Here is a 12,088-nt window from a genome sequence, read left to right as displayed (position 1 = left end):
CCCTTTGGACGTGAGAATTCTGGATCAGGATGTTTTGGCCGGGACGCCCTTGGGCTTGATGGCACCCGCCGCGCCGCGACGGCGCTGGGCATAGCCGGCGATGCCGATGGCGACGAGCAGCGTGACACCGTTGAACAGTGGCTCGACGAAGAAGGAACCGCCGAACTGCTGGATGCCGGCGATGCCGACGGCAAGGATGATCACGCCGATCATCGTGCCCCAGACATTGACGCGGCCGGGCTTGATGGTGGTGGAGCCGAGGAAGGCGCCGACGAGCGCTGGCAGCAGGTATTCGAGGCCGACGCTCGCCTGGCCGATGCGCAGCCGCGAGGCGAGCAGCACGCCGGCGACGGCGGAGAGCACGCCCGATGCGATGAAGGCACCGATGACGAAGCGGCGGACCGGGATGCCGTTGAGTGCCGCCGCCTTGGGGTTAGCGCCGATGGCATAGACGTAGCGGCCGATCGGCAGGTATTCGAGCACGATCCACATGACGAGCGCCAGCGCCAGCACGTAAAAGCCGGTGATCGGCAAGCCGAACACCATGGTGCCGTTCAGTGCCAGGAACCCGTCCGGCAGGACGCCGACGACCTGCCGGCCACCCGTGTGCCAGAGCGCGACGGCATAGATGACCGTGCCCGTGCCGAGCGTTGCGATGAAGCTGTCGATCTTGGCGACCTCGACGAGCAGGCCGTTCAGCACGCCCGTCAACGCGCCGAGCACGAGCACCACCGCCACCGCGATGGGCCAGGGGAAGCCGTACATGGTCTGCAGGCTGATCGCCAGGATATGCCAGAGTACGATGCCGTAGCCGATGGTGAGGTCGATGCGCCCGCAGGCCATGGGGATCATGGCCGCGAGCGACAGGATGGCGATGATCGTCTTGTTGGCGATGATCGAGCGCAGGTTGAGCAGCGTCGGGAACGTATCGGACAAGAGGACCGAGAAGACGAGGATGAGCAGCACCGTCAGGATGACGAGGCCGTAGACGGGCAGAAGGCGCTTCAGCCGCTCGCCGGTCGAAAGGCCTTTCAGCTCGGCGGGCGTCGGCTCGAGCGCATTGGACTGGATGGATTGCATCGTCTTTCTCCGGGATCAGGCCGCTTCGGAAGCGGAGGCTGCCGCGATGACGGCGGATGTGGTGAGTTCTGCGCCTTGAAGTTCGCGGACGATCCGCCCGCGCGAGAAGACCAGCGCCCGGTGGCAGATATGGGCGATCTCCTCGAAATCCGTAGAGATCAGGAGGACGGCGAGCCCCTCCTCCACCGCCGCGGCAATCAGGCGGTAGATGTCCGCCTTGGCGCCGACATCGACGCCGGCGGTCGGGTCCTCGGCGATCAGCAGCTTGCGGCCGGTGGCGAGCCAGCGGCCGACCACCACCTTCTGCTGGTTGCCGCCCGACAGCGCCTCGATGGCGAGCGATTGGTCGTTCGGCCGCAGCCCCACCTTCTCGCCGAGCGAAAATGCCATTTCGGCCTCCCGGCCGGGTGCAAGGAAGGCGAAGAGTCCACGGCCGGACGCGCCGGGATTGAGGAAGGTGTTTTCCCTGAGCGACAGCGACATGGCGACGGATTCCTCCGTGCGGTCCCGGGCGATAAGGCCGATGCCGGAGGCGATCGCCGTCTCTGGGCTCGCAAGGTCCGGCCGCGCACCGCGAATGGTCACGTCTCCCGAGGCGGCTTCCGCGCCGAAGAGGGCGCGGCCGATCAGTTCCTGCCCCGCGCCGCGCAGGCCGACGAGACCGAGAAGCTCGCCCTGCTTCAACTCGAACGAGACCGGACCGGCGCCGCGGCAGGCAAGGTCGCGCACCGAGACCAGCGTCTCGCCCGGCGCCGAATGCGCCTTGGCGAAGAGCTGGCCGGCCTTCTCGCCGATGATCATTCGGATGAGCTCGTCGGAATTGGTGCCCTTGACCGCCGTCTCACCCACGAGATGGCCGTCACGCAGCACGGCGACGCGGTCGGCGATGCGGAAGATCTCGTCGAGCCGGTGCGAGACGTAGATCATCGCGACGCCGCGTTCCTTCAGCGGACGAATGGCGTCGAACAGCCGCTCGACCTCGTCGGCGGGAAGGCTGGCGGTCGGCTCGTCGAGCACCAGCACATCCGCCTCCACAGCGAGCGCACGGGCGATGGCGACCAGCGACTTTTCGGTGCGCGTCAGGCTCTGCACGCGGGTGGACGGGTCGAAATCGCAGCCGACAAGTTTCAGGGCCTCGGCGGTGCGCCGGGCCGTGGCGTTCCAGTCGATCAGGTTCCGGCGCATGGAAAACCCCTGCGCCAGGCCGACATTCTCCGCCACCGTCATCCATTCGATGAGGCCGAGGTCCTGATGGATGAAGGCGACGGGCTGGCGTTCGTTCGGCTTCGGCGGGCGATGGTGATAGGGTTCGCCGCGAAACAGGATGTCGCCGCCGTCAGGCCGGTAGATTCCGGCCAGCGTCTTGATGAGGGTCGACTTGCCGGCACCGTTCTCGCCGAGAAGCGCGAGGATCTCGCCGCGCCTCAGGTCGAGCGAGACCGACGTCAGCGCCCGGGTGCCGCCGAATTCCTTCGACACGGCACGAAACTCAAGAAGTTTATCCGCCTCCACCTGCCCCTCCCAAAGCTTGTTGATGAGAAGCTTATGGTATCGATAACATAACTGTCAAGGGGTGATATCAAGGGCTGATGTTACGTCGCCGCCTCGCGTCAGACGGCAAGCTGATGGACACGAAAAAGACGCTGGACAAATCTGCGCAACAAATTATGTTATCGATAACAGAGCATCATTCGGGAGGAGACCCTTTGTCCAAGATCGAGTTGCTGCAGGTTGGCCCTTATCCTTCCTGGGACCAGGAGCGCCTGGACGCGCATTTCACGATGCACCGCTATTTCGAGGCGGCCGACAAGGCGGCATTCCTGGCCGAGCGTGGCGCCAACATCCGTGGCATCGCCACGCGCGGCGAGCTCGGCGCGAGCCGGGCGATGATCGAGGCGTTGCCGAAGCTGGAAATCATCTCCGTCTACGGCGTCGGCTTCGACGCGGTGGATCTCGCCGCCGCCCGCGAGCGCGGCATCCGCGTCACCAATACGCCCGACGTGCTGACCAAGGACGTCGCCGACCTCGGCATCGCCATGATGCTGGCGCAGGCACGCGGCGTCATCGGCGGCGAGGCCTGGGTCAGGAGCGGCGACTGGGCGAAAAAAGGCCTCTACCCGCTGAAGAGCCGCGTGCATGGCAAGCGTGCCGGCGTGCTCGGCCTCGGCCGCATCGGCTACGAGGTGGCAAAGCGGCTTGCCGGCTTCGACATGGACATCGCCTATAGCGACACCGGCGAGAAGGACTTCGCCGGGGACTGGACCTTCGTCGCCGATCCGGTCGAGCTTGCCGCCCGCTCGGACTTCCTCTTCGTCACGCTGGCCGCCTCCGCCGAGACGCGCCATATCGTCGGCAGGAAAGTCATCGAGGCGCTGGGACCGGAGGGCATGCTGATCAACATCTCGCGCGCCTCCAACATCGACGAGGCGGCGCTGCTCGACGCGCTCGAAAGCAAGGCGCTCGGCTCGGCCGCGCTCGACGTCTTCGAGGGCGAGCCGAACCTCAACCCCCGCTTCCTCACGCTCGATAACGTATTGCTCCAGCCGCACATGGCCTCCGGCACGGTCGAGACGCGCAAGGCCATGGGCCAGCTCGTCTTCGACAACCTGTCGGCCCATTTCGCCGGCAAGCCGCTGCCGACCCCTGTTCTGTGAGGACGCACCCATGAAAGCCATCGTCATCCATGCGGCCAAGGACCTGCGCATCGAGGACAGCGCCATCGAGGCTCCGGGACCCGGCGAGGTGGAGATCCGTCTTGCGGCCGGCGGCATTTGCGGCTCGGACCTGCACTACTACAATCACGGCGGCTTCGGCGCGGTGCGGCTCAGGGAGCCGATGATCCTCGGCCACGAGGTCTCCGGCCATGTCGCGGCGCTTGGCGAGGGCGTCTGCGGCCTTGCCGTCGGCGATCTCGTCGCCGTCTCGCCCTCGCGGCCCTGCGGCTCGTGCGACTATTGCCACAAGGGCCTGCCGAACCATTGCTTCAACATGCGCTTCTACGGCTCGGCCATGCCCTTCCCGCATATCCAGGGCGCGTTCCGCGAGCGGCTGGTCGCCAAGGCCAGCCAGTGCGTCAAGGCCGAGGGCCTTTCGGCCGGCGAGGCCGCGATGGCCGAACCGCTCTCCGTCACGCTGCACGCCACGCGCCGGGCGGGCGAGATGCTGGGCAAGCGCGTGCTCGTCACCGGCTGCGGCCCGATCGGCACGCTGTCGATCCTCGCCGCGCGGCGGGCGGGCGCAGCCGAGATCGTCGCCGCCGACCTGTCGGAAAAGGCGCTCGGCTTTGCCCGCGCCGTGGGCGCGGACCGCACGGTCAACCTTTCCGAAGACCGCGACGGCCTTGCTCCCTTCAGCGAGAACAAGGGCACTTTCGACGTGCTCTACGAATGCTCGGGCGCGCAGCCAGCGCTGGTCGCCGGCATCCAGGCGCTGCGCCCGCGCGGCGTCATCGTCCAGCTCGGCCTCGGCGGCGAGATGGCGCTGCCGATGATGGCGATCACCGCCAAGGAACTGGACCTGCGCGGCTCCTTCCGCTTCCATGAGGAATTCGCCGTGGCGGTGAAGCTGATGCAGGGCGGTCTCATCGACGTGAAACCGCTGATCACCCATACGCTGCCGCTCGCCGATGCCCTGAAGGCGTTCGAGATCGCCTCGGACAAGGGGCAGTCGATGAAGACGCAGATCGCATTTTCGTAAAGGCAATGGCAGGAAAGGCGTGAAGCGGCCTTCCATCAGCCATTGCGAGAAAAAGAGACAAGGGACCATGAGCACCCAACTGTTCGACCTTACGGGCAAGCGCGCCCTCGTCACCGGCTCCTCGCAGGGCATCGGCCTTGCGCTGGCCAAGGGTCTTGCGGCGGCCGGCGCCGACATCATCCTCAACGGCCGCGACGCGGCCAAGCTCGCCGCCGCCGCGAAGGAAGTCGGCGCCAGGCACACGCTCGCCTTCGACGCCACCGACCATGCAGCCGTACGCGCGGCCATCGACGCCTTCGAGGCGGAGGCCGGTCCCATCGACATCCTCGTCAACAATGCCGGCATGCAGCACCGCACGCCGCTGGAGGATTTCCCCGCCGACGCCTTCGAACGCATCCTGAAGACCAATATCTCGACCGTCTTCAATGTCGGCCAGGCCGTCGCCCGCCACATGATCGCGCGCGGCGCGGGCAAGATCATCAACATCGCCAGCGTGCAGACCGCGCTCGCCCGTCCCGGCATCGCCCCCTATACCGCCACGAAGGGCGCCGTCGGCAACCTCACCAAGGGCATGGCGACCGACTGGGCGAAATACGGCCTGCAATGCAACGCCATCGCGCCGGGCTATTTCGATACGCCGCTCAATGCCGCCCTGGTCGCCGACCCGGCCTTCTCGGCCTGGCTGGAAAAGCGCACGCCGGCCGGCCGCTGGGGCAAGGTCGAGGAGCTGGTCGGCGCGTGCATCTTCCTGTCCTCGGACGCATCCTCCTTCGTGAACGGACACACGCTCTATGTCGACGGTGGCATCACGGCCTCGCTCTGAAATGCCACGGCGCATCGTGCTGATGGGCGTGGCCGGCTGCGGCAAGTCCGCCGTCGGCGTGGCGCTCGCCGCCCGCCTTGGCGCAACCTATCTCGACGGCGACGACCTGCATCCGCCGGCAAATATCGAGAAGATGAGCCGGGGCGAGCCCTTGACCGACGAGGACCGCTGGCCCTGGCTGACGCTGGTCGGGCAGACGCTCGCAAGCCCGGGCGGCATCCTCATCCTCGGCTGCTCAGCGCTGAAGCGCCGATACCGCGACCATATCCGCGCGGCGGCCGGTAGGCCCGTCACCTTCGTCCATCTCTCCGGCAGCAGGGAACTGATCGCCGCGCGCATGGCCGCCCGCTCCGGCCATTTCATGCCGCCAAGCCTCATCGACAGCCAGTTCGCCGCGCTGGAGCCGCCGGCCGCCGACGAGAACGCCATCATAGTCGATATCGACAACACGCTCGCCTTTGTCGTGGACGATATCGCCGTAAATCTGGAGGGGACCCAAGCATGACCAACAAAGTAGCCTTGATCGGCGCCGGCGCCATGGGAGGCGCCATCGGCGCGCGGCTGGCTGAGACCGGCAACCGCCTGACCGTCTTCGACCCCGGCCCGGAGAAGGTGCAGGCGCTGGTGGACAAGGGCGCCTTCGCCGCCGCGTCGGCCGCCGAGGCCGCTTCCGTCAGCGATTATGTGATCCTCAGCCTCAACGCTCCCGCCATCGTGCGGCGCGCCGTCTTCGGCGAAGCGGGCGTGGCGGCCGGCGCAAGGCCCGGCACGCTGATCATCGACATGTCCTCCATCGATCCCGAGGCGACGAAGGAACTGGCGGCGGACGCGGCGGCGAAGGGCCTGCGCTGGGTGGACAGTCCGCTTTCCGGCGGCGCGCCAAAGGCGCTGATCGGCCAGCTCACGCTGATGGCCGGCGGCACGGCGAAGGACGTGGAGGACGCGCACAGGGTCCTCCGGCACGTCGCCAGCAACTATACCCATATGGGACCGGTCGGCGCGGGCCAGACGACCAAGCTGATCAACCAGGTGCTCTGCGGCCTCGGCTTCCTCGCCGTGGCGGAAGCGACGCAACTGGCGCTCGATGCCGGCGTCGACGCCGCGAAGATCCCGCAGGCGCTGAAGGGCGGACGCGCCGACAGCGCCATCCTGCAGGAATACATGCCGCGCTTCGTGGCGAAGGATTATCGGCGCACCGGCCGCATCGACAACATGGTCAAGGACCTCAACGGCGCGCAGGACCTTGCCCGCCGCACCAACACCGCCATGCCGCTGACGGCGGCCTGCGCAGAGATCCACCGCATGCTGACGGCCGCCGGCCTCGGCGGCGAGGATCAGGCGGCACTCATGGAATATTTCCGCGGGCCTAACAAGGAGACCTTTGAATGATCACCCGTTTCGCACTGTTCGAGGGCAAGGTGAAGGATGGCCGTACGGACGCCTTCCGCAAGGCCGTCATCGAGCGCATCCTGCCGAAGTGGCGGCAGTTCCCGCACGCCACCGACGTGCGCATCTCCTTCGCCGAGGCCCGTGACGAGGGCGCGCCGGAATATCCGATGATCCTCGCCATCAACTATCCGAGCATCGAGGCCGTGGAGGAGGCGTTGGCAAGTCCCGTACGCGCCGAGGCCCGCGCGGCGACGGAAGCCGTGCTCGCCGAATTCTTCGACGGCCGCATCCATCATCACGTCACCCTCGCCAACGAATATACGCTCTAGGCAATCGCCGGGCACTGGCACTGTGAGGAACGACGCGGCATCCCCGGATGCCGCGTTTTTCCTTGCCAAAGGGGGCCTGCCGAATGAAAGCAAAAAAGCCTAGCCATTGCGGCAAAAAATGCGGCCCTGCCCCCCCCTGTGCGAATGTCAAGACTTTGCACCGACATGCCGGGGCTGACGTTGCAGCCCCAGAATATTGAGGATCATGCGGGTGATGGCATGCGCGGTAGTGCCATTCACGTCCCTGGCTGGCTGGAACTCTGTGAACACGATCCCGGCCAGCCGGTTGTTGCGGGCGAGATGGTTCAGCAGGATCGATGTCTGGATGAAGGTCAGCCCGCCCGGCTCGATCGCGCCGACGCCCGGGGCGACTGAAGGATCCATGCCGTCGCAATCCAGACAAACGACCCACCTGCGGGAAAGATCGAGCGATTCCGCCACGGATTTCGCCCCGTTTTCATGGACGTCCCAGGCCGTCACGATCCTGTTGCCAGCCCTGAGCGCAGCCTCGACTTCCTCCCGGCGTGCACTGCCGATGGAGCGTGTTCCGACATGAACGAGGTCGCGAACGCAGGAGAAGTCGCGGATGCGCCGCATCGGACTGGAAAAGCCGTCGCGACGGCCGTTTATCTCGTCACGGAAATCGATATGCGCGTCGATCTGGAGGATATTGATTTCCTCCCGGCCCTCGAAGGGCGCGACAAGCATGGGCGGCACCGAATCCATGCCGCCGATCACCACCGGAACCACACCGGCCCTGACGAGCGGCCCGAGCACGCAGGCGGCATCACCGACGATGCGCTCCGGGTCACGCACATTGCCGGTCAGATTGCCGAGATCGGTCAGGTTCGGCTTGCCATCCTCGAACTGCGGCTCGCCGATATCGAAATTCCAGTGGGTGAGGAAGCGGGTATAGGCATGCGCCACTGCCGAGGCACGCACCTTGTCCGCGCCATCGGCCGCCGCCGACAGCTCCCATGCCTCGTATGAGGGACCGTAGGGTATGCCGAGAAAGGCGTAGGGCGTTTTGACGCCGGCGGGATCGGTGCCGGTTTCAGCGCCGAGGAAGGACGGAAATGATGGGGAGAGCATGTTTACTCCAGAAGGTTATTCAAGAATCCTGCGCAGGAAGGCGCGGGTGCGTTCGTGCGCGGGGTTCAGCAGCACGTCCTGCGGCCTGCCCTGCTCCACGACCACCCCGCCATCCATGAACATGACGCGGTCGGCGACGCTGCGGGCAAAGCCGATTTCATGGGTCACCACGATCATCGACATGGCATGGGAGTCGGCAAGCGAACGCATCACGTCGAGAACCTCGCCGACCAGTTCGGGGTCGAGCGCCGATGTCGGCTCGTCGAACAGCATGACGGCGGGCTCCATCGCAAGCGCCCGCGCGATCGCGACGCGCTGCTGCTGCCCGCCGGACAGCGCACCGGGATAGGTATCGACCTTCTCGGCAAGGCCGACCTGCTTCATCAGGCGCTCGGCGCGCTGCGAGGCTTCGGCGGCGGTGAGGCCGAGAACCCGGCGCGGCGCTTCCATGATGTTCTCGCGCGCCGTCAGGTGCGGGAACAGGTTGAAGCGCTGGAACACCATGCCCATGGCAGCGCGCTGCTTCTGTATTTCGCGCTCGGGCAATTCCCGGAAGACCGTTCCCGACAGGCGATAGCCGACCGGCACGCCGTTCAGCTCGATCATGCCGCCATCCGGCCGCTCCAGATGGTTGATGCAGCGCAACAACGTGCTCTTTCCGGAGCCTGACGGCCCCAGAATGCACAGCACCTCGCCCTTGGCCAGATCGAGATCGACACCTTTCAGGACTTCCAGCGCGCCAAACGACTTTCGGATGCCGCGCGCGCGGATCGGGTTCACCACGGAGCCGGTCATGGGCGCACCACCGATCTTGCGAAATGACGCTCGATACCGGACTGGATCACCATCAGGATCGTGCTGACGATCAGGTACCAGAGGGTGGCGACGAGAAGCATCGGGATGACCTCGAAGGTCCGCGAGGAAATGAGCTGCGTCGAGTACAGCAGGTCCGGCAAGGCGATGACGCTTACCAGCGAGGTATATTTCAGCATGGACAGCGTCTCGTTGCCAGTCGGCGGAATGATGACGCGCATGGCCTGCGGCATGACGATGCGCCGGAACGAATCCCAGGAGGACATGCCGAGCGCACGAGCCGCTTCGCGCTGCCCGGAATCTACCGAGTTGAGACCGGAGCGAACGATTTCGGCCATGTAGGCGCCCTCGTTCAGGGACATGGCGATGATGGCCGCGCTGATCGTGGTGATGACGCTGTTGGTGTCCACTTCCACGACCGGAGGCAGGAAGGGAATGCCGAAGCCCAGCTTCGGGTAGAGCGCCGCCAGATTGTACCAGAAGATGATCTGGACGAGCAGCGGAATGGCGCGGAAGATCCAGACATAGCCCTTGGCGACCGACGACAGCACCGGATTGCGGCTTGCCGCCGCGACGGCAAGAAGGATGCCGAGCAGCAGGGCCAGCGTCATGGAGATGGCCGTCAGCATCAGCGTCGTGAAGAGACCCGCCATGACCTGCGGCGAGACGAAATATTCGGCGACGACGGGCCACCCGAAGCCCGGATTGGTGACGATCGAATAGAGCGCATTCGCAAGCACCAGCGCAACGGCGGCGGCCGCGACCCACGTCCATGGTTGACGGCGCGGCTGCAACTGCGCCGATGCGAGCTGCTCGTCCGTGAGAACGGACGGCAGCCCTGCCTGTTTTGCGGCCTCGGCCATTACTGGTCCGCGGCGCCGTTGATTACGGCCTTGGTGACGTAGGACTGCTCCACGAAGCCGTTGCGCTTCATGATCTCGGCATAGGTTCCATCGGCGATCATGGCGTCCAGCGTTTCGGCGATCAGCGGGCCGAGCGGCGAACCCTTGGGAACCGCGATGCCGCACGGGCCGAAGTTGAACGGCTCGCCGACCATCTTGAACTGGTCGGACTGCTTCTGGGCGAGCATGCCGACATAGATGAGGTCGCTCATCGCGACATCGGTGCGATTGCTCGTCAGCGAGGTGAGCTGGGCGCCGGTATCCGGGAAAAGCTGTTCCTCGATGGCGGGCTTGCCTTCGGCGACGCATTTTTCCGATTGCTTGGCGATGGAAAGCGATTCCATGGAGCCGCGCAGCGCCGATGCCTTCAGGCCGCAGACATCGTCAAGGGAATTGATCTTCTTGTCGGAGCTGACCTTCTGCAGCATGGCGGAGCCGCCCATGATGTGATCGATGAAATCGACCTTCTTCTGGCGCACCGGCGTGTCCAGCATGTCGGACATGATGATGTTGATGCGGTTGGCCTCAAGGCTCGGAATGAGCGAGTCGAAGCCGAGGTTGTTCACCTCTAGCTTCAGGCCCAGCCGCTTGGCGATCTCGGCGGCCATTTCAGGCTCGACGCCGACATAGACATCGCTGGTGCCTTCCTTGATGCCGGTCCAGGGCAGGCCGATGCTGGATGTGGTGCCAAGCACCAGCACACCGGACGACTTGATCGCTTCGGGAAGCTTCTCGTTCGGGGCGGCGAAGCTGGCAGATGCAAAGGCGACGCACGACAGCATGGCGATTGCGGGCAGTATGGATGCAAGTTTGCGCATGTTGTTCTCCTGTTATGGGCCTTTGGGCCCGTTCCCCTTGTTTGTTTCGATCGGGCAATCCCGCCAGCGCGGGCGCAGCCTGCCGTTTTCAGATCCGGATGAGCGGCTGGTGGGCGCAGCGGAAGGAACCGCCAGCCATGCAGGGCACGCGATAGGGAATGCGTATGACCTCGAACCGGCGGGCGGCGAGCGCGTCGGCCACCGGGTTCAATGCCTCTTCCGACGGCACGACGACGGTGCGGTCGTCGAGCACCAGATTGTTGCAACCCATATGCCCCTTGGCGAGGCTCTTCGGCACCGCGAAAACATCCCAGTCCTTCATGAAGGCGGGCAGCCCCTCGGGAAGCGCTTCCATGCAGGCGACGGCCACGCCCTCGCGCGGGGTCATCAGCACGCAATCGAGATGCGGGAACATCGGGTCGATCTTCACGGTCTGGACGCGGTAATCCGGCCCCAGCATATGCTGCAACCAGCGCGCGCCTTCGGGATTACTGCAACCGCCGGAATTGCCGACCAGGATATCCTTGCCGAGCACGAAGACGTCGCCGCCTTCGAGATATCCCCAGCCGGGACCTTCATTGTAATCGTCCGCGCCGCTGTCGGGCTGGGCGAAGTAACGCGCGCCCCGCTCAATGGTCGCGGCGAGGATCTCGCGGATCGCGAAACGCTGGCGCCGGTGGAAGAAGCTGCGCGGCGCAAGCTCGATCACATTGTTGCCGATGGTCACGAAGGGATCGCGCATCCATGGCGTCGAAACGCCATGGTCCTGCCCGCGCGGATATTTCCGGTTGTTCGCGCTGATCTCCCCGGCCACATGGACCTTGACGCCATGCTTTTCCAGCAGGCCGATCGCGCCCCTGATCTGGCTGCTGAATTCGGCGAACAGCTCCGGCGACGCTTCCTTGACGTCACGGCCCTGGTTCCTGGCCCAGAATTCGCCGAACTCACCCTGCGCGCGCAGCTTCACATCGCTGAGGAAGACCGGCAAGACCCATGTGTCGGGCGATCCATAGACACATTCCCTGAGCGGAGCCCATTCGGATTCCACATGGATCTGATTTCCGGCGGAAACCGTCGCGGCCTGGGTCGAAACAGCCATGCATTCCTCCACACATTGCATGGAGAGAAACGTTCACCGAAATCGAA

13 protein-coding genes are annotated in these 12,088 nt (G+C 65.4%); 6 read left to right on the top strand and 7 right to left on the bottom strand.

Features of this window, described 5'->3' with window-relative positions; all coding sequences use genetic code 11:
* Positions 1–24: 24 nt before the first annotated feature.
* Positions 25–1,080, bottom strand: coding sequence for an ABC transporter permease (locus tag ACZ1A1_RS04245; RefSeq protein ID WP_463618910.1), 1,056 nt, complete (start codon positions 1,078–1,080; stop codon positions 25–27).
* A 15-nt stretch (positions 1,081–1,095) separates the two neighbouring features.
* Positions 1,096–2,592, bottom strand: a complete 1,497-nt coding sequence (locus ACZ1A1_RS04240) for a sugar ABC transporter ATP-binding protein (protein WP_463618909.1) — start codon at positions 2,590–2,592, stop codon at positions 1,096–1,098.
* Positions 2,593–2,786: 194 nt separating this feature from the next.
* Between ACZ1A1_RS04240 and ACZ1A1_RS04235 the strand changes: the two genes are divergently transcribed.
* The 6 genes from ACZ1A1_RS04235 to ACZ1A1_RS04210 all read left to right on the top strand — a co-directional run bounded on the left by ACZ1A1_RS04235 (position 2,787) and on the right by ACZ1A1_RS04210 (position 7,317).
* The gene (locus ACZ1A1_RS04235) at positions 2,787–3,734 is read left to right on the top strand and encodes a 2-hydroxyacid dehydrogenase (RefSeq protein ID WP_463618908.1); all 948 of its coding nucleotides are present in this window, start codon (positions 2,787–2,789) and stop codon (positions 3,732–3,734) included.
* A 10-nt stretch (positions 3,735–3,744) separates the two neighbouring features.
* Positions 3,745–4,776, top strand: coding sequence for an L-idonate 5-dehydrogenase (locus ACZ1A1_RS04230; RefSeq protein WP_463618907.1), 1,032 nt, complete (start codon positions 3,745–3,747; stop codon positions 4,774–4,776).
* A gap of 67 nt (positions 4,777–4,843) precedes the next feature.
* Positions 4,844–5,599: an SDR family oxidoreductase gene (locus tag ACZ1A1_RS04225; protein WP_463618906.1), complete on the top strand. Its 756-nt coding sequence runs from the start codon at positions 4,844–4,846 to the stop codon at positions 5,597–5,599.
* Between the two features lies 1 nt (position 5,600).
* Complete coding sequence (locus ACZ1A1_RS04220) at positions 5,601–6,104, top strand: gluconokinase (RefSeq protein WP_463618905.1); 504 nt, start codon at positions 5,601–5,603, stop codon at positions 6,102–6,104.
* Positions 6,101–6,988: an NAD(P)-dependent oxidoreductase gene (locus ACZ1A1_RS04215; RefSeq protein ID WP_463618904.1), complete on the top strand. Its 888-nt coding sequence runs from the start codon at positions 6,101–6,103 to the stop codon at positions 6,986–6,988. The genes ACZ1A1_RS04220 and ACZ1A1_RS04215 overlap by 4 nt, the downstream gene beginning before the upstream one ends.
* Complete coding sequence (locus ACZ1A1_RS04210) at positions 6,985–7,317, top strand: hypothetical protein (RefSeq protein ID WP_463618903.1); 333 nt, start codon at positions 6,985–6,987, stop codon at positions 7,315–7,317. Before ACZ1A1_RS04215 ends, ACZ1A1_RS04210 begins: the two co-directional genes overlap by 4 nt.
* A 147-nt stretch (positions 7,318–7,464) precedes the next feature.
* On the opposite strand, the gene ACZ1A1_RS04205 is transcribed toward ACZ1A1_RS04210, so the two are convergent.
* From ACZ1A1_RS04205 to ACZ1A1_RS04185, 5 genes are all read right to left on the bottom strand, one after another.
* Positions 7,465–8,409: an arginase family protein gene (locus ACZ1A1_RS04205; protein ID WP_463618902.1), complete on the bottom strand. Its 945-nt coding sequence runs from the start codon at positions 8,407–8,409 to the stop codon at positions 7,465–7,467.
* 15 nt (positions 8,410–8,424) lie between these two features.
* Positions 8,425–9,204 (bottom strand): amino acid ABC transporter ATP-binding protein, encoded by a 780-nt coding sequence (locus ACZ1A1_RS04200; protein WP_463618901.1) that lies wholly within the window; start codon positions 9,202–9,204, stop codon positions 8,425–8,427.
* Complete coding sequence (locus tag ACZ1A1_RS04195) at positions 9,201–10,085, bottom strand: amino acid ABC transporter permease (RefSeq protein WP_415213550.1); 885 nt, start codon at positions 10,083–10,085, stop codon at positions 9,201–9,203. Before ACZ1A1_RS04195 ends, ACZ1A1_RS04200 begins: the two co-directional genes overlap by 4 nt.
* Positions 10,085–10,942 carry an ABC transporter substrate-binding protein gene (locus tag ACZ1A1_RS04190; protein WP_415213549.1) on the bottom strand — a complete coding sequence of 286 codons (858 nt, stop codon included), beginning with the start codon at positions 10,940–10,942 and terminating at the stop codon, positions 10,085–10,087. Before ACZ1A1_RS04190 ends, ACZ1A1_RS04195 begins: the two co-directional genes overlap by 1 nt.
* 88 nt (positions 10,943–11,030) lie before the next feature.
* Complete coding sequence (locus ACZ1A1_RS04185) at positions 11,031–12,041, bottom strand: dimethylarginine dimethylaminohydrolase family protein (RefSeq protein ID WP_463618900.1); 1,011 nt, start codon at positions 12,039–12,041, stop codon at positions 11,031–11,033.
* Between the last annotated feature and the right edge of the window lie 47 nt (positions 12,042–12,088).

Source organism: Shinella sp. R2-11 (assembly GCF_055330205.1).
Note: the sequence above shows the minus strand (reverse complement) of the source record. Positions and strands in the feature narration are given on the sequence as shown.